Annotated in this window: 12 protein-coding genes; 8 read left to right on the top strand and 4 right to left on the bottom strand. The window is 54.2% G+C overall.

Annotated elements, in window-relative coordinates:
* The first annotated feature begins 21 nt into the window (after positions 1–21).
* The 3 genes from Q3O59_RS00540 (at position 22) to Q3O59_RS00550 (ending at position 5,003) form a co-directional block, all read left to right on the top strand.
* Complete coding sequence (locus tag Q3O59_RS00540; protein WP_305943749.1) at positions 22–2,340, top strand: TonB-dependent receptor; 2,319 nt, start codon at positions 22–24, stop codon at positions 2,338–2,340.
* An 89-nt stretch (positions 2,341–2,429) separates the two neighbouring features.
* Positions 2,430–3,080 carry a response regulator transcription factor gene (locus Q3O59_RS00545; RefSeq protein WP_305943750.1) on the top strand — a complete coding sequence of 217 codons (651 nt, stop codon included), beginning with the start codon at positions 2,430–2,432 and terminating at the stop codon, positions 3,078–3,080.
* 330 nt (positions 3,081–3,410) lie between these two features.
* Positions 3,411–5,003, top strand: coding sequence for an isocitrate lyase (locus Q3O59_RS00550; protein ID WP_305943751.1), 1,593 nt, complete (start codon positions 3,411–3,413; stop codon positions 5,001–5,003).
* Between the two features lie 258 nt (positions 5,004–5,261).
* On the opposite strand, the gene Q3O59_RS00555 is transcribed toward Q3O59_RS00550, so the two are convergent.
* A complete protein-coding gene (locus Q3O59_RS00555) occupies positions 5,262–5,597 on the bottom strand; it encodes a hypothetical protein (RefSeq protein WP_305943752.1) in 336 nt (111 codons plus the stop codon).
* A 108-nt stretch (positions 5,598–5,705) separates the two neighbouring features.
* Between Q3O59_RS00555 and Q3O59_RS00560 the strand changes: the two genes are divergently transcribed.
* Complete coding sequence (locus tag Q3O59_RS00560) at positions 5,706–6,350, top strand: energy-coupling factor ABC transporter permease (protein ID WP_305943753.1); 645 nt, start codon at positions 5,706–5,708, stop codon at positions 6,348–6,350.
* A gap of 16 nt (positions 6,351–6,366) precedes the next feature.
* Here the strand turns inward: Q3O59_RS00560 and Q3O59_RS00565 are convergent, their stop codons facing one another.
* Both Q3O59_RS00565 and Q3O59_RS00570 read right to left on the bottom strand, forming a co-directional pair.
* Positions 6,367–9,852, bottom strand: coding sequence for a PAS domain-containing hybrid sensor histidine kinase/response regulator (locus tag Q3O59_RS00565; RefSeq protein ID WP_305943754.1), 3,486 nt, complete (start codon positions 9,850–9,852; stop codon positions 6,367–6,369).
* Positions 9,853–9,892: 40 nt separating this feature from the next.
* Complete coding sequence (locus Q3O59_RS00570) at positions 9,893–10,642, bottom strand: 3-hydroxybutyrate dehydrogenase (RefSeq protein ID WP_305943755.1); 750 nt, start codon at positions 10,640–10,642, stop codon at positions 9,893–9,895.
* A 365-nt stretch (positions 10,643–11,007) separates the two neighbouring features.
* On the opposite strand from Q3O59_RS00570, the gene Q3O59_RS00575 reads away from it, so the two are divergent.
* Positions 11,008–12,603, top strand: coding sequence for an AbgT family transporter (locus tag Q3O59_RS00575; protein ID WP_305943756.1), 1,596 nt, complete (start codon positions 11,008–11,010; stop codon positions 12,601–12,603).
* A gap of 45 nt (positions 12,604–12,648) precedes the next feature.
* Here Q3O59_RS00575 and Q3O59_RS00580 read toward each other — a convergent pair whose 3' ends face one another.
* A complete protein-coding gene (locus Q3O59_RS00580) occupies positions 12,649–13,707 on the bottom strand; it encodes a LacI family DNA-binding transcriptional regulator (RefSeq protein WP_305943757.1) in 1,059 nt (352 codons plus the stop codon).
* Positions 13,708–14,120: 413 nt separating this feature from the next.
* Here Q3O59_RS00580 and Q3O59_RS00585 point away from each other — a divergent pair, with 413 nt between their 5' ends.
* From Q3O59_RS00585 to Q3O59_RS00595, 3 genes are all read left to right on the top strand, one after another.
* A complete protein-coding gene (locus Q3O59_RS00585; protein WP_305943758.1) occupies positions 14,121–16,796 on the top strand; it encodes a TonB-dependent receptor in 2,676 nt (891 codons plus the stop codon).
* 66 nt (positions 16,797–16,862) lie between these two features.
* A complete protein-coding gene (locus tag Q3O59_RS00590) occupies positions 16,863–17,900 on the top strand; it encodes a cupin-like domain-containing protein (RefSeq protein WP_305943759.1) in 1,038 nt (345 codons plus the stop codon).
* Positions 17,901–18,003: 103 nt separating this feature from the next.
* On the top strand, positions 18,004–18,738 hold the full coding sequence (locus Q3O59_RS00595; RefSeq protein WP_305943760.1) for a SapC family protein: 735 nt from the start codon (positions 18,004–18,006) through the stop codon (positions 18,736–18,738).
* Positions 18,739–18,874: the final 136 nt, after the last annotated feature.

An 18,874-nucleotide genomic window follows, 5' to 3' on the forward strand; every position in this document is an offset into this window, starting at 1 on the left:
GACTCACGCAGGAGAGCCATGATGGCAACGAACGAAAATCTAAAAAACAGCAGGGTGACAACACGGGGATTTACCATCAGCGCACTGGCTCTGGCGGTTGGCGCCAGCCTGATGGCGACAACGGCCATTGCTGGTGATGAAGAGTCAGCGGAGGCTAGTGAACTGAAGCTGGAGCGGATTGAAGTCACCGCCCGTCGCACGGTAGAAAACTTGCAACGTGTGCCGGTTGCCGTGACCTCCATTGGTGCCGATGACATCGAGCAACGCGGGCTATCAACCATTTTGGAAGTGCAGCAATTTTCGCCCAATACCACTTTGCAGCAAAGTCGCGCCACCAACTCCACCTTAACGGCCTTCATTCGTGGCGTAGGCCAGGAAGATCCGCTGTGGGGTTATGAGCCCGGTGTTGGCATTTACATCGATGATGTCTATGTCGCCCGGCCTCAGGGTGCGGTACTGGATATCCTCAATATTGAGCGGGTGGAAGTGCTGCGCGGGCCTCAGGGGACCTTGTACGGCAAAAACACCATCGGTGGCGCCGTCAAGTACGTCACGCGGCAAATGACGGGCGATACGGAGTTTTCCATCAATGGCACGGTGGGCAGCTACAACCAGCGTGACCTGAAAGTCACCGGCCAGCTGCCGCTGATCCAGGACCGGCTCTATTTCGGTCTGGGCTATGCAAATTTGCAGCGGGATGGTTACGGTGAGTTTTTGATTTCCGACCTGCCCAATCAGGACAAAGAAAACTACAACAAAGACATTCAGGCCTTTCGGGCCACCCTGGAGTTTCGTCCTGGCGATAACTTTTTTATGCGGTTGAATTACGACAAAACCGACGACAAATCCAACTCCAAAGGCGGCTTCCGCCTGCTACCAAGCTTGCTGACCGATGCGCCGGTGCCAGACAGTGTCTACGATTCCTACACCAGCCTGCCAACCTGGACCCGGGTTGAAACCGAAGGCATGAGCTTGTTGATGGACTGGGCGGTCAGCGACAGCATCAGTGTCAAGTCCATTACCTCACGGCGGGAAAATTACTCGCCGGTCAATATCGACTTTGACAACACGCCTCTGCGTATTTTTGATGTGCCAGCGATTTACGAAGATAAATGGTTTACTCAGGAGTTGCAGCTGAATTACCGCAGCGACAACCTAAGTCTGGTGTCTGGCTTGTACTACTTCACCTCTGAGTCGTGCGGGGTGTTCGATGCCATTTTGGAAGTGCTGGGGCAAACCGCCTTTGGGACACCTGGGTTGACCCGTGAAGTGGCTGGCTGCAGCGACAGCGACAGCAGTGCGGCTTATGCTCAGGGAACCTATCGTTTGAATGACCAGTGGTCCCTGACTGCTGGCCTTCGTTACACCAAGGACAAAAAAGATGCCCTGGTCCGCAATGGCCTGATTTTCGATACTGTTTACCCAGAGTCGGGTTGGATCCCAGGTTATGTTCGGCCAGATGGCCTGCAAACCCCGGTGGTGTTGGATGACAGCGCCAGTTGGAGCAAGTGGACTCCGAAGTTTGGGGTAGAATACCAGCACAGCGCCGATACCATGTTTTTTGCCAGCTTCAGTCAGGGCTTTAAATCCGGTACCTTTAATCCACGGGCCGAAACCGCTGAACCAGCAGCCAACCCGGAAGATGTGTACTCCTATGAGATTGGGGTAAAGAGCGATCTGACCAATACCTTCCGCCTCAATGCCACCTTGTTTATGCTGGATCACAAAAACCGCCAGTACATCTCGGTGATCCCGGATCCAAACGACTCCTCGGTGTTGAACCAGCGGTTGGGCAATGTGGGCCAATCCGATGCGACCGGTGCTGAGTTTGAGTTTACCTGGATGGCTAATCGCAACCTGCAGTTTTACGGTAGCCTTGGTTTGATTGATGCGAAGTTTAAAAATGTCTTTAGCTTTGATGCTACGACTGGTCAGCAGATCGACATTACCGATAACTTTGTCATCACCAATACGCCAAAAACCACTGCAAACCTGGGCTTTAGTTATGAAATGCCGCTGGCTTCCAGTGGGGATTTGATTTTCAACGGCAACTATGCCTACCGCAGCAAATACTCACTGACTGAAGTGGGTAACCTGTTGGAGCAAAGCAGTTATGGCTTGTTGAATCTATCGGTCAACTGGTTGAGCGCCAATGGCCACTGGACGGTGGGTCTGCATGGCAAAAACCTGACCAATGAGCAGTACCTGGTGGGGAATTATGCCTTTATTTCCATTGCCGATGACGGTAGCTTTATTCCGGGCTTGGGTGGCGACAATACCCTGATCGGTTATTACGGCGATCCCCGCACCATCAGCCTGACGGTCGGCTACCGCTTCTAAGGCGGTTACTGTGGCCGGAACTGTACTGTTAGGGTCAGTTCCGGCTATGATAGTGGTCACGCCTTCTTGTTTGCTAACCTGGTACCGCTATGATTGCCATCATTGCCGATGATCATCCGCTTTTCCGTGTAGCCTTGTCTCAGGCCGCACAAACCATTCTGGGCGACCAGGCGCTGTTGCTGCAAGCTGACAGCATGGAGCGGGTCTGGGCATTATTGCGTCAGCACCCGGATACCAGTTTAATTTTCCTCGACTTAAAAATGCCCGGCGCCGATGGCTTTGCCGGCTTGACTGCTTTGCGCACCGAGTACCCGGATGTGTCGGTGCTGATGGTCTCGGCGGTGGAAGATCCTGCGGTGATCAAACAGGCCATGCAGCTGGGCGCTGCTGCTTATGTGCCTAAATCGGCACCGCTGGATCTGATGGCGGCAGCCATCGCCGCAGTGCAGCAGGGTGATAGCTGGTTACCGGCCGAGCTCAGCCAGGAAGTGGCCGAAGCCAGCAGTCTGATTGATGATGACTTTGCCAGTCGGCTGGAGCAGCTGACGCCGCAACAGTTCCGGGTGCTGAAAATGATTGCCGATGGCTTGCTGAACAAGCAAATTGCCTACGAGATGAATGTGCAGGAGACCACCATCAAGCAGCATGTGTCGGCTATTTTACGCAAGCTCAATGTCAACAACCGTACTCTGGCCGGTATTCTGTTCGAAAAACTGAAGCTGCCGGAAACGGGCTCTTAGTATTCCCTCAATCAATGCCTGTGATGCTATGCATTTATCCTATTTATGATAAAGGCGGTTTTTGCCAGTCAATTCCTGCTTTTTGTGGCTGTTCTTTTACTGTTGGCGTGCTGTGCACAGCCTGCTTGTGGTAAGAAAAACGGGGAATTCTTTAGTAATTCATTAAAAATCAATGGTTAACTGCATTTATGTCCTTTGTTCTGAACAGGGTTTCAGGTGAATCTTGTCATAATATTGATGAATGGCAGGAATGGGGTTTATTGATTGTATTTATGCGTCAATCAGGGCTAGATTAAAACCACAACAGCCATACGCCCTGAGGAAAACAGCATGACTTACCAAGCCACCCTGGATAAATTCGCCACCCTGATTGGCAGCCACGACCAAAGCTGGCAGGAAATCAGCCCGGAATACGCCGCCCGCATGGCGCTGCAAAACCGCTTTCAAACTGGGCTGGATATTGCCCGTTACACCGCCGGCATTATGCGCCAGGACATGGCCGACTACGACGCCGACAGCAGCCAGTACACCCAGTCGCTGGGCTGCTGGCATGGTTTTATCGGCCAGCAAAAACTGATTGCGATTAAAAAACACTTTGGCAGCACCAGCAAAAAGTACCTGTATCTGTCGGGCTGGATGATCGCAGCGCTGCGCTCTGAGTTTGGCCCATTGCCGGATCAGTCGATGCATGAAAAGACCTCGGTGCCCAGCTTGATCGCCGAGTTGTACACCTTTTTACGCCAGGCCGATGCGCGCGAGCTGGGTGGTTTGTTCCGCCAGCTGGATGCCGCCAAAGAAGCGGGCGATAACGCCAAAGTGGCTGAGCTGCAGCAGCAAATCGACAACCATCAGACTCATATCGTTCCGATCATTGCCGACATCGATGCCGGCTTTGGCAACGAAGAAGCCACCTACTTGCTGGCAAAGAAAATGATTGAAGCCGGTGCCTGCTGTATTCAGATTGAAAACCAGGTGTCGGATGAAAAGCAGTGCGGCCACCAGGATGGCAAGGTGACGGTTCCTCATGCCGACTTCCTGGCCAAAATTCGCGCCGTACGTTACGCCTTTTTAGAGCTGGGCGTGCCGGATGGCGTCATTGTGGCCCGTACCGACTCGCTGGGTGCTGGCCTGACCAAGCAAATTGCAGTGACCAAAGAGCCGGGCGATCTGGGCGACTTGTACAACAGCTTCCTGGATGGCGACTACGTGCAAAGCGCCGACGACATTGCCAACGGCGATGTGGTGGTGAAAGCCAATGGCAAGCTGTTAAAGCCAAAGCGTCTGGCCAGCGGTTTGTTCCAGTTCCGCCCTGGCAGTGGTGAAGATCGGGTGGTACTGGATTGCATTACCTCCTTGCAGCATGGTGCTGACTTGCTGTGGATTGAAACCGAGAAGCCGCATGTCGGCCAGATTGCTGCCATGGTCAACCGCATTCGTGAAGTGGTGCCCAATGCCAAGCTGGTGTACAACAACAGCCCATCCTTTAACTGGACGCTGAACTTCCGTCAGCAGGTATTTGATGGCTGGCAGCAAGAAGGCAAAGATGTCTCTGCCTATGATCGCGCCAAACTGATGAGCGCCGAGTACGACAGCAGCGAGCTGGCGATTGAGGCGGACCGTCGCATCCAGACTTTCCAGGCCGATGCAGCCCGTGAAGCCGGTATTTTCCACCACCTAATCACCTTGCCGACCTACCACACGGCAGCGCTTTCGACCGACAACCTGGCGAAAGAGTACTTTGGTGAAGCGGGCATGCTGGGCTATGTGGCCGGCGTACAGCGCAAAGAAATCCGTCAGGGCATTGCCTGCGTCAAGCACCAGAACATGGCGGGCTCGGATATGGGCGACGATCACAAAGAGTACTTCTCTGGTGATGCGGCCTTAAAAGCATCCGGCAAAGACAACACCATGAATCAGTTCTAAGCCTGGTTGGGGCTTGTGATTGGGCAGCGCTTGCGCTGCCCTTTTTTATTGCCCGTTCTAAGCTTGCTATCCTGTATGGCTTACTGGGCGCTTTGGGTATCAAGCCTGGCGGGGGTGATCGCTGCCTGAAGTGGGAGAGCACAACCGAGCAACAGGCCTAGCAATGATTTCATAGCGGCACTCGTTCATTGGTGAAAAGATCAGCCTAATGGAGTGGGGGTCAGGATGCATGCGCTTATAAGGGGTGGCACAGGATGTTTATCGCTGTTGACGCAAGCGCTTCAATTGCAAATGACCAAGCACGGTTCCGATAGGAATGAACGCCAGCCAGCAAAAGGATGCTATACGGGTAAAATGGCTGAACCAACGGGCTAATGCCTTGTTGCGTCCGGTAAGATAGACGCTGAGAGCTAGGCCTGCAGTCGCTGGAATGACGGCCAGCCAAGATAGGACGATACCTTCTGACAAAGCACCGGCCACCAAGCGGGGATCTTCGGTGGATAGAGCTTCAAAAGCATAATAAAAACCCCAGCCTAAGTGCCACAGTGCCAATAAATAAAAAAGCTGCAGCAAGCTGCACAGTGCAATCAGCATATTTCAACCCTTTTGCTGGTGGAGTGTTTTGGTGAATGAGAAGCCTAAGTCAGTCGAAGCGTAAGATGATACCATAGCAAAGCGAAGCAGTGTGGTGAGGTAGTGACAATGATTTTAACTGGTTTGGGGTGGGGAGCTTGGGTGTTGGCGCTTTGGTGGAGCTTCCCGCGCGAATTTTGGCCCAAGCTCAGGGCCGAGCCGGAGTACCAGCATCTGGTGTTTGGTTCGGCGGCGGTGTTGCTGCTGCTGTGGTTGTTGCAAGCCAGTATCTACCAGGGCCTGGCAGTGCATTTTCTGGCCATTACGGTGTTGACCCTCTGCCATGGTTGGCGCATTGCGATCTGGATTTGCCTGTTGCCCTGGCTGGTTTTGCTGGCGCTTGGCCAGGTTTCCCTGGCCGATGGCGGCCTCTATGCCCTGACCACCTTTGTGCTGCCCGGGCTTTTTAGTGCGGCGGTGTTCTGGTTTAGCTATTATTTTTTGCCCCGACATTTGTTTATCTACATTTTTGTGGCGGCTTTTTTTGCAGCGGCCCTGACCATAGCGCTGCATATGGGGCTTACCGCGCTCTGGTTTTATCTGGACGGGCGTTACCCCTGGCACATCATTCAGGATAATTACTTAGTGCTGGCGCTGTTGATTAGCTTCCCCGAAGCCTTGCTCAATGGCATGGCGGTCACGCTGATGGCGCTGTTCCGGCCGCATTGGCTGCGCACTTTTTACGACAATGAGTACCTGGCTCCTGAGCGTTGATTAGGGCCTAATGACCTTAACGCAACAGCCGTTGAAACAGCCGTTTTAGGGCTACCGGCTTCAGGGGTTTTAGCAAAAAATGAAAGCCGGCGTTTAAGGCGTCTTCCCGGATTTGCTCGCTGTGATCGGCCGAGTGAATCACCACCGGCAGCTGCAGCGAAAAGTGATTGCACAGCTGCTCCGCCACCATCACACCGGTGGCGCCGTTATCCAGATGGTAATCAAACAACAGCACATCGGGCTTTAGGCCGTCACGAATGGCCTGCAGTGCCTGTTCCGGGCCGGTGATCGGATGCACCTGGCAGTCCCAGCTGCGCAGCAATTCGGTCACGGCCTGCAACAACTGCGCATCGTTGTCGAGCAGCAACACGGTTTTGCCGGCAAAGCTGGCTTTGATATCGGCCGGGCTGCCGGTTTTGGCTTGCGGTGCAGGCAATGCGCACAGTGGCAGCTGAATGCTAAAGCAACTGCCCTGGCCCGGAGCAGAGCGCACACTCAGTGGATGCTGCAGCATGCTGCTGATGCGGTTGGCAATGGCCAAACCCAGGCCCAGGCCTTTTTGATGCTGACTGTCGCCTTGTTGGAATTCTTCAAAAATCCGCTGCTGATCCTGCTCTGCGATGCCAATGCCGGTATCTATGACCCGGATCTCCAACTGGCTACCTCGGCGTTTGCAGCCGAGCACCACCCGGCCCTGCTCGGTGTAACGGATGGCATTGGCCAGCAGGTTTTGCACCACCCGTTTCAGCAGTTTGCGATCGGTATGCACCGCCAGTTTGCTTGGCAGATAACGAAAACTCAGGCCCTTTTCAGCCGCCAGCACACCGGCATCGCGCGCACTGTCGTCCAACAGGTCGGTCAGGGCGACGGGCTGGTGGTGGGCTTTGATTACGCCGGCGTCCAGCTTGGTCAACTCCAGAATAGAGGCCAGCAGCTCTTCGGCCGAGTCGAGCGAGCGGATCAAGTGCTCGCTAAGCTGCTGTTGCTCAATGGAGTCGGCTTTTTCCCGCAGCAAACCGGCAAAGAGAGCGGCGGCGTTGAAAGGCTGCATCAAATCGTGGCCGGCAGCGGCAAAAAAACGGGTCTTGGCCTGGGTACTGGCTTCAATTTTTTGCTGGGCCTGTTGCAGCTGCTGGTTCAGGGTTTCCAGCTTGCGGGTACGATCGGCCACCCGTTGCTCCAAGGTCAGATTGCTTTGCTCTAGCGCTTGTTGCACCTCAATAAAGGAACTGATGTCGGTGAAGGTGGTGACAAAGCCACCGCCCGGCAACGGGTTGCCTTGCATCTCGAACACCCGACCGTCTTGTTGTGGTCGCTGGAATTTGTAGCTGCTGCCCTGGCGCAGGTAGCTGAGACGTTTTTCCACTTCACTTTCTATATCGGCACTGTGGATCAAACCGCGCTCGGCATTAAAGCGGATCAAATCGGCCACCGGCCGGCCAACGTCGACCAGACCAGCAGGGTAGGCAAACATATCCAGATAGCGCTGGTTCCAGGCAATGATCCGCAGATCGGCGTCCACCACACTGATGCCCTGGCTGATGTTGTCGATGGTGGCCTGCAGCAGCGCCTGATTGAATTGAAACACCTGGCTGGCTTCATCGACAAAGCGGGCCACGGTTTCCAGTGGCAACTGGCTGTGACGGCTGGCAGCATCCATCACCAGCCGCATGGAGGCGCCGCCAATCACCGCCGATAAGGAACGTTCGCAGGCCTGCACCAGATTGGCCGGTGCCGGGGTGTATTGCTCGGGCTCGGTACTGCGCACACTGCGCTGCAGCACCCGGTTTGCTTCCGACTCGCCGGCAAAACGGCGCAGCAACAAATAACAGTCCTGCACCGACAGACGCGCCTGACGATTGCTCAGGGCCTGGCTGGGGGCTTGTTTTTGCAAAAAGCGACCGCTTTCCAGCCATTCGCCCACCCGGGTCTGGGTGAGCTGACTGACCAGCAATACCATCAGCAAGTTGCAGCTTAAACTGAGCAGTACCCCCAGGGTAATGGCATCGTATTCCAGACCAAACAGCTGGTGCGGTGCCAGCCAGCCGATGCCAAAAGGCCCCTGCGTCAGCCATTGATTGCCGAGCCAGCCGGCCCGGCTAAGCTCCGGCAACAACAGGATGTAGGCCCAGAGCAGGGCACCGCTGAGCAAGCCCGCCAGCGCACCCTGTTGGTTGACCCGGCGAGACAGCAGGCCCAGGATCAGCGCCGGTGCCAGCTGTGCCACCAGCGCAAAGGCCATCAGTCCCAGTTGCGCCAGACCGGTTTCGGTGCCTATCCAGCGGTAATAGACAAAGCCCAGCATCAGCACCAGCAGCATCGACACCCGGCGCAGATTGGCGATTTTTAATAAGCCCGGCGGATTGTGTTCGGTTTGGCGGGCACGAAACAGCAGCGGAGTCAGCAGTTCGTTGGTGATCATAATGCCCAGTACCACCGTCGCCACCACCACCATGCTGGTGGCCGCAGAAAAACCGCCCAGATACGCCAGCAGAGCGATGTCGGTGCGGTTGGCTGCCAGTGGCAATTGCACCACCACCAGATCGATATTGCCTTCATGCCCCAGCAACATGACACCCGCCAGTGCCAGCGGTAGGGTGAAGAGGCTCATCAGCAGCAGGTAAAGCGGGAAAATCCAGCGGGCACTGCGCAAATGCCCTAAGCGTTGATTCTCGACAAAGGAGACATGGAACATGCGGGGTAAACAAAGGGTGGCGGTAAAGCCCAGCAGCACATGGATCCAGTAGCTGTGGGTAGGCAGCGCCTGACGTTGCAACTCGGCCAGTCCCGGATGCTCACGGGCGGCGCTGAAAATGGACTGAAAACCATCGTAAATGCCAAAGCAGACAAAGGCACCGATCGCCAATAACGCCAGCAGTTTGACCAGCGACTCAAAGGCAATGGCCGTCATCAAGCCGGGGTTGGGTTGGTGGGCCTTGGCGCTTTTACTGACAAAGAGCAGTGCAAATACCGCCATCCACAGGCTGACATAGAGGCCGGTATCCCGAAACCAGTCGCTGGCTTGCTCGCTGGCAACCAGCACATTGATGCTGGTCGAGACGGCGTGCAGCTGCAGGGCAATGTAGGGGATGACGGCTAAAAACAAGATCAGCGTAATGCTGACCGCCAACAGCCGGGAATGGCCAAAGCGGGTGGCAATAAAGTCGGCAATGGAGGTAATGCGGTAGCGGCGGCAGGCAATGGCGATGCGGGCCATCAGCTGAAAGCCGAACCAGAACAAGATAAAGGAACCAATGTAGGTGGGCGGGATCCACCAGCCATTGACGGCCGCCTGGGCTGTCACGCCATAAAAAGCCCAGGAGGTGCAGTAAATCGACAGCGCAAAGCTAAAAACCCAGGGCGCCAGTGGATGCTTGCCGTCGATGCGGCGGCCAAAGTAACCGACACTAAAGAGTACCACCAGATAGAGCACCGAAATCACCGCTATGGTGCCAAGGCCAATGTGGCCTTGCTCTGCGATCAATTCGGCGGGTTCTTTCATGCGCTATCCTAAGGGGCTGGCAGCCAGCGTTTTGTTGAGCTTACCGCGCTGTCCAGCCACCGTCCAGCACCAGGGTCTGCGCCGTGATGTGGCGGGCGGCATCCGAGCACAGAAAAGCCGCGCTGGCAGCAATTTCCGCCACATCGATAAAGGCCTTTTGTGGCATCGGCGCCAGCATGATGTTGTCGATGACCTCCTGCTCGCTGATGCCGTGCTCTTTGGCCTGAGCGGCAATCTGTTGCTCCACCAGCGGGGTTTTGACGTAGGCCGGGCAGATGGTGTTGATGGTAATGTTGTGGCTGGCGTTTTCCAGCGCCACCACCTTGCTAAAGCCAATCAGGCCATGTTTGGCTGCCACATAGGCCGACTTAAAAGGCGACGCCACCAACGCATGGATGGAGCCAATGTTGATAATGCGGCCAAAGCCCCGCTGCTGCATGCCAGGCAGCATGGCTTTGCTCAGCATGGCCGGGCCGGTCAGCATCACTTCCAGCAGCAAGCGCCACTTCTCTGCCGGAAAGTCTTCCAGCCTTGCGACATGTTGGATGCCGGCATTGTTGACCAGCACATCGGCCGGAAAGTCCCGGGCGCAGCGCGCTATCGCATCGGCATCGGTTACATCCAGTACCGACCCCTCGGCGGCAAAGCCCTGCTGGCGCAGCTGTTCGACACAGCGCTCAATGCGATCGGGCAGTAAATCTGCCAGCACCACCTGGTGGGACTGGCGGGCAAAGTGTTCGGCTACGGCAAAGCCGATACCACCGGTGGCTCCGGTAATGACAATACGCATTTTGGGGACTCCTGTTCGGCACAATCTCGTCACAATCACTCCATGCTAGGTGCAAGAACCGGCATCGGCAACGGTACTTTAGTGCTAGGTCGCTCTGTGGCTTGCTATCGGGTTTGGCTATCTGGGTGGCCGGAACGGCTGAATTCAACTGATCGGCTTTTGTCACGCCGCTGCTTTGTGGTACAGTCTGGCGGTTTAAAACGATAAAAAGTGTCGCTTTTGGCCTGTTCCAGCATGTTTTACTGTTAACTTTGCGCTGCTTTCCATTTTTTTCGCGATAAGCTGTTAAAAACAGTGCTTTTGTAATGGCAGCCTGCTTGTGGCAGCTCTGGCCAGCGACCGCAATAGATAAAAGAGGCTTTGTTATGGCTGGTTCACAGCAGTTTGATACCCCAACGGAAAAGCGCGGCTGGTTTACCCGCTTTTTGGATACCGTGGAGTGGCTGGGCAATTTGCTGCCCCATCCGGTAACTCTGTTCGCGCTCTTTGCTCTGGCCGTGGTGCTGGGCAGTGGCGTGGCGGCATTTTTTGAGTTAAGCGCCATTGATCCCCGGCCGGAAGGCGCTGCTGGCCGTTCCCCCGATGGCGTTATTACCGTGGTCAGCTTGCTCAGTGTCGAAGGTTTGCAGCGCATTGTTTCCAATCTGGTGACAAACTTTACCGGCTTCCCGCCGCTTGGGGTGGTGCTGGTGGCGCTGCTGGGCGTCAGTGTGGCCGAGCACTCCGGCTTAATTTCAGCTGCCATGCGCGGCCTGGTGATGAACGCTTCACCGCGAATGGTCACCGTGACCATTGTTTTTGCCGGCATTGTGTCGAACACCGCCTCTGAACTGGGGTATGTGGTGCTGATCCCGATGGCTGCAGCCATTTTTTACTCGCTGGGGCGCCATCCGCTGGCAGGTTTGGCCGCGGCCTTTGCCGGAGTCTCCGGTGGCTACAGCGCCAATTTGCTGATCGGCACCATCGATCCGCTGCTGGCAGGCTTTACCGAGGCCGCCGCACATCTGATTGATCCCGAGTACACGGTCGGGCCAGAAGCCAATTACTTCTTTATGGTGGTCAGCACCTTTGTGATTGCCATTTTGGGTGCCATTGTTACCGAGAAAATTGTTGAGCCGAAGTTGGGCAAGTACGACCGCTCGGAAGCGACCGTGGACCTGGATAACCAGGGGCTGGAGCCGCTGCGAGCGGAAGAGAAGCGCGGTCTTATCGGTGCCGGTTTAACCCTGGCGGCGTTGCTGGGCCTGCTGGCGCTGACCGTGGTGCCGGAAAATGGCGTTTTGCGTAACCCGGATACCGGTGGCGTGCTGGGCTCGCCGTTTTTGCGTGGCATCGTGGTCTACATCTTTATCACCTTTGCCATTCCGGGCTTTGTCTACGGCAAAATTGCCGGCACCATGAAAAACGACAAAGACGTGATCAATGCGATGTCGAAAAGCATCAGCTCGATGGGGCTTTACATTGTGCTGGTGTTCTTTGCTGCGCAGTTTGTTGCCTTCTTTGGCTGGACCAACTTAGGCACCATTTTTGCGGTTAAGGGCGCAACCTTCCTGCAGGAAATGGGGCTGACCGGGCCACTGCTGTTTGTGCTTTTTATTGCCATGTGTGGTTTTGTCAATCTGATGCTGGGCTCGGCCTCGGCGCAGTGGGCCATTACCGCGCCGATTTTTGTGCCCATGCTGATGATCATCGGATACTCACCGGAAGTGGTGCAGGCGGCCTACCGCATTGGTGACTCGGTCACCAACCTGATTACACCGATGATGAGCTACTTTGGCCTGATCCTGGCAGTCGCTGCCCGCTACAAAAAAGAGATGGGCATCGGAACCCTGATTGCCACCATGTTGCCTTACACCATGGTGTTCTTTGTCGGTTGGGTCACGCTGTTTTGTGTTTGGGTCTTTGTGCTGGGCTTGCCGGTTGGGCCGGGCTCACCGACTTACTACAGCTTCGAAGGCTAGGGTCGTTTCCGACAAGACAGGGCAGCGTCAGGCTGCCCTTTTCTTTTATGGCTTTGCGCTTTGGTTGCTGCTTTTCTCGCCGTCTAGTGGGCTGGTCGATTCCCGCACCAGCAGCTCCGGAATAAAGACCGGTTGTGCCTGGATTTGGGCTTTGTTGGCATTGGGGCGGGTGTGCTTAAACAACAGCTCTGCCGCCTGAGAGGCTATGGTGCTGTTCGGCTGATGGGCGGTGGTGAGCGGTGGCCAGGTCTGACGCGAGAAAGGGCTGTTCTCAAAGCCGGCAATGGACAGCTCGTCCGGAATACGAATGTTCATCAGCCGGGCACTGAACAAGGCACCGGCGGCAATTTCATCGTTACAGGCAAAGACGGCACTGGGTCGTTTCGGCAACGCCATCAGCTTTTTAGCGCCTTCCACCCCGGACTCAAACGAATAATGGCCAGGGACGATGTACTTGGGGTTGACCGTTAAGCCGCGCTTGGTCAGGGCCGCTTTAAAGCCGGCTAAACGCTCGCCACTGGAGCTGTGCTCTTCGTCACCGCATAAAAAGGCGATGTCGGTGTGGCCGAGCTCAAGCAGATGATTGGTGATTTTAAAGGCGGCGGTAAAGTCATCAATCAACACACAGTTGTGCACGCCAGGCGATGGCGTTGAGCCCGATACAATGCGGACAAAGTCGACCTTCATATCTTCCAGCGCTTCTGCAATGTGCGGCATCTCGGAAAAAGGCGGCGTCAGGATAAGACCCGCCAGTCTTGATTTGGTGACCAGTTCTTTCACTTCGTCCACAATACCGGGGGATTTGGCATTGGTGGGGTGGATCAGCAGCTCGTAACCATGCTTTTTGCAGCTATCCAGCAAGCCCTTTTGCATATCAATGATGTAATAGGCATTGGGATTGTCGTAGATGTAGCCAATGCTGTACGAGCGGGTGCTGGCCAGATTGCGGGCCGCCGCGTTGGGTTGGTAATGCAGCTCGTTGATGGCCGCCATCACCTTGTCGAAGGTATCTTTGCGAACCGAAGGTTCATTGTTCATCACCCGGGAGACGGTTTTAATCGACACTCCGGCCTGTTTGGCCACATCATTGATGGTGACTTTCATGCAGCATCCTTTGTTGTTTTGGTTTTGGCAGAACGCAGTAACGGCAGCAGGTAAGTGGGCCTACTGGCAAGTAACGATGACAGCGCTGGTCAAAATTATAGCATCATTGTGATAGTGATACGCTTTTTTTGACCGAATCGCAAGCAATCTGGCCATCTGGATGCGTCCTTGCACAGCTGATTTGTTGTAAATAAAGTAGGGACAACCCTTTGTTTAGCTGGGTTTTGCCCGGTGTTTTACCGAGGAAGAGCAGTGAGCCAGCTGGCGCCATTTGGAAATAGTTGAAATTTTCATCGATTTTGGTTTGCAATCGCAAATTTTTTTGTGTAAGTTTAATTTTAATGACAGCGTTGTCATTAAGGATCAGGAATAATAAAGACAGCAGATGACAATAAGAGGAACGGGAGAAGCTTATGTCCAGCAATAAAATCAACAAGTGTGCCCTGGCGGTAAAAATGGGCTTAATGGCTGGGGCCTTGAGTCTTAGCATGCCAGCCATGGCCAATGACGGGGTCACTGAAGACAATGTCGAAGTGATTCAGGTACGTGGTATTCGTGCTTCGCAGGAAGCCAACCTGAATGCGAAACGTTTTGCCAATGCCGTTGTCGACGTGGTAACTGCAGAAGATGTCGGTAAGTTTCCGGATAAAAACGTGGCTGAATCCTTGTCACGGATCACGGGGGTGGGTGTAAGTCGTGAATTCGGGGAAGGTGAAAAAATTACCATTCGTGGTGCCAGCTCTGCAACCAACCGCACCTTGCTCAATGGCCAGACCATCGCTACTGCAGATTGGTTTATTCTGGATGCGCCAGGTCGTAGCTTTAACTACACCATGTTGCCATCTGCTCTCGTTTCGGATTTAGAAGTCTATAAGTCGCCAATGGCGCGCATTGATGAAGGCTCCATTGGGGGTACTGTTGTTCTGCGCACTCGTCGTCCGCTCAATCTGGATGCCAACACCGTCAACCTGGGTGTTGAAATGCAGTACACGGAAACCTCTGGAAATTGGGATCCTCAGCTTTCCGGCTTGTATTCCTGGAAAAACGAGGATGAAACCTTTGGTGTGTTGGTTTCAGCCATGCGCCAGGATCGTGACTTTGTCCGTCAAGGCTTTGAGGTGTTGGGTTGGCCGGATAATCCCGATTTGGAGCTCAAAGTCCCCAGCCACATTGGTGTGGCGCGTTTTCAACAAAAGCGTCAGCGCGAAACGGTGTTTGCATCCTTTCAATTTGCTCCAAGCCATGAGTGGGATATCACCTTCAATGCCCTGAACTCCAAAGTGGATGCGGACAACCAAAACTCAAACTGGCTGATTTTTGTCAACAATGATGCAGCCAGCCTGGGCGGGCTAACCACCATCGATAACAGCATTGTGGCGGGCTCTGTAGCCGATGGTGGAACTTCTGCATTTAACTTTATCAATCGGGTTGCCTCGACCGAAACCCGCTCGCTGGATTTGGACATCAACTACAGTGGCGATGACTTTGAAGTTCATGCCCAGGTCGGAAGCACCCGTGCTAAAGGGGGGACACTGCGCGAAACCTCATGGGAATATGGCGCAGCAACCGGCTACAACTTTGATTTGCGCGGCTCGACCCCATCGGCCAGCACTGACGTCGACGCGACCGATGCCAGCCAGTTCAATGCGGGTTGGATCTGGGGTGGTGAAAAGCCCACGACCGATCGGGAGAATTATGCTCAACTGGACTTGAGCTTTCCAGTGCAAGCCGGTGCCTTTACAGACATCCATGCCGGTGTGAAATACCGGGCCGCCAAGCGAACTCAAGATCGCATTGCCTACAGCTGGCATGGTCCCAACACCTTGAGCGACGAGAGCCTGGCGCCGGATTGGCCGGTTTATCTGCAGTATATTTTTGATAGCTGCCCAACCATGGCCGATTGCGGCCTGACTCAGGGCACCCATCATATTGATGCTGTTGTTAGTGGCAATATGACGCAGCAAATTGCGCACAACCGTGCCCGCATGGAAGAAATCGCCTTTGTCGGGTTAAACGGCGTACCGGCCGATTATGCGCGCTCACTGATTCTGGATGAGAACTGGGCGGTGGAAGAGGACATTACTGCCCTATACATTCAGGGTGACTTCGAGGGCGACAACTTCCGAGGCAATGTCGGGGTACGTTATGTCGATACCCGTCAGACCTCCGGCGGCTATGAGTTTTCCGGTGATAGCTGGGGCTTTCTGACCATTGACCGTGACTGGCTAACGCCAGCTGAGCTGGCCTGGGTTGAGCAAAAAAATAATTACCAGGAAATTTTGCCTAGTTTTAACCTGGCTTATGATTTGGCCGATGACACCATCTTACGTTTTGGTGCAGCCCGGGTGATGGCGCGGCAAAATTGGAACGATATTTCAACGTCCATTACCTATGGCTCGCTGAATGTAGCCCAACCCACCGGTACGGCCAGCAACCCCGGCTTAAAGCCAATCATAGCCGACCAATTTGATGTGGCCTATGAGTGGTACTTTAACCCGCAATCTGTCTTGGCCGCGACGCTGTTTTACAAGCGCATTAAAAGCTACCGCAGCTTCAGTACCTTTGTCGATCAGCGCTACTGGGAAGAGGGTGACCAGATGGTTGATGTGACCTTCACTCGTCCTGAAAATGGACCTGGTGGCTCGACCAAAGGCCTGGAGCTGACTTATCAGCAAGCTTTTGGTGAGCACTTTGGTGTGATTGCCAACTACACTTACACCGATGCTAAGCGCAGCGAAACGCGTGATGAAAGCATGCCAGGATCGGGCTTGGTGGAAGGCACTTCGGATCATATGTACAACCTGACCGCCTACTATGAAACTGACCTGTTCAGCGCCCGTTTAATGTACAACTACCGCACTGAGTGGTACAAAGGTTTGCACTTCAATGGCTCTGAGCTGTGGAATGACAACTATGGTCAACTGGATGCCAGCTTCACCTACAATGTGTCGGACAATGTCAGCTTAGCGTTGGAGGCCATCAACCTGACCAATGAGCAGGTGCTGGAGTACAACACCAACAAAGCACGTACTTTCTCTATTTATGAGAATGGCCGTCGCTTCGTGGCAGGCATCCGGGTCGCTTTCTAAACAGGTTACCCGACGGATTAGAAAGGGCTACCATCCAGTGTAGCCCTTTTTTTATCAGGAGTTGACATGACCCGAGCTATTCGCAGTTGGCAGGCACCAACCTCAGAGGTGTTCTTTAACGAAATTTGGCCGCTGCAACAGCCTGCTGTGTTAAAAGGCCTGGTTGCAAACTGGCCTGCAGTGCAGCAAGGGCTGCAGTCGGATGGGGCTCTAGGCAGGTACCTGCATGGTTTTGATAACGGCCATGAAGTCACAACCTTGCTACTTGCGGCTGAAACGAAAGGGCAAATCGGCTACCAGCCACAGCTGGATGGTTTCAATTTTGAGCGACGGCACTATCCTGTATCGGCTATTGTGGCACAACTGATTCAAACTCAGGGGCAAGCGCAAGCCGTACGCATAGCGGCACAAAGTGCTTTAGTGCATCAGTGCTTGCCTGGCTTTGAGCAAGACAATGTTAACCCATTATTGCCCAGTGAGGTGAGGCCACGGATTTGGCTCGGCAACCGGGTGATGGTGCCGGCGCATTTTGATGATGCGGATAATCTGGCCTGCGTGGTTGCCGGCCGGCGGCGCTTTACCTTATTCCCACCAGAGCAGATCGGTAATATGTACATTGGGCCGCTCGATTATGCGCCAACCGGAACGCCTATCAGCCTGGTGAACTTTTCTGAACCGGATTTGCAACGTTACCCCAAAGCAACTGAAGCTCTGGCCCATGCTCAGGTCGCTGAGTTGGAACCAGGCGACGCACTCTATATTCCAGCTTTGTGGTGGCATCAGGTGGAATCCTGTTCGGACCTCAGCTTGTTGTGCAACTATTGGTGGAATGGCTCGATTGGCAACGCTGACAACAGAGGCAGTCCATTTGCGGCCTTGTTGCATAGTCTGCTGCAACTGCGGCAACTACCCGAAGCACAGAAGAAGTCCTGGCAAGCCGTTTTTTTGCATTACTTGAATACCGGTGAGGCTGAACTGACGCATATCCCAAAAAGTAAGCGGGGTGTACTGGCTGAAGGCAGCTGTCCGAGAGAGCAAGAAATTTATCGTTGGCTGGTTAATGAGTTACAGCAATATGTAAACGCTCAACAAGGCTCCGGCTAAAACCCTGCACAAAGTTTTGCTGTTTTGGGCTGGCTGAAAGCCGCAAACTGCAGTAAGGTAGGCAAGCGATTTTTTTGTACACAACAGGACGTATGGATTTTTTATGACTACGAAGATAGTTCCTCTTTCCAAAGAGCAGCACCAAGGGCTGCGAGTTAATTTCAAACAACCTTTTGCGCATATTGCTTCTGAACATTTGTTGCCAGTCGTGGTGCATGAGTTTGGTCCGACAGCGGCAGTGTTTCCCATTGTTTTTGTCAAAAACAACGACTCCGGCAATTTCCAGCCTGTCGCTTTAATGGGCCTGGAGCAAGGTCAAAACCTGTATTTGCAAGATGATCAAATGCAGGTTTCTTACGTGCCACTAGCTGCTCGTAATTACCCATTTTTCCTGACCCCGGATCCGGAAAACGACAAGCAACTGACCATCGGTATCGATGAAAACAGCCCGCGGCTGGGTAAAGACGAAGGCGAAGCGCTGTATACGGAGCAAGGTGAAGAGTCTGAGCTGCTGCAACGCGCCAAACAGCAATTGGCCGATTTCTTTGATACCAGCCGGGCAACCCGCACCTTTGTTGAAAAATTGACCGAGCTGAACTTGCTGGAAGGTAAAACCCTGACAGTGCAGATCAATGGCCAGAAGCGTGAAATCAACGGTCTTTTCCTGATCGATGAGAAAAAGCTGAATGAGCTAACGGATGAGCAGTTTGTCGAGCTGCGTAAGCAAGGCTACCTGGCGGCTATCTATGCCCACATGCTGTCGATCCAGCAAGTGCAGCGTTTAACGCGCTGGCAGAGTGAGCGCGAAGCCCCTGCGGCGCAGGCTGCCAACGGCTAACCGTGTTTTTGTATTGAAAAAGGGCCGGCAGGCCCTTTTTTTTATCCAACACTTGCATTGCTGAAAAAAACAGCATATAGTTTCTTTTGACAGCGCTGTCATCCTGAGTTGGCAGCGCTTGGGTGTCTCACCGCAC

The organism is Alkalimonas delamerensis (assembly GCF_030717955.1).
In the GTDB taxonomy this organism is placed as follows: Bacteria; Pseudomonadota; Gammaproteobacteria; order Enterobacterales; family Alteromonadaceae; genus Alkalimonas; species Alkalimonas delamerensis.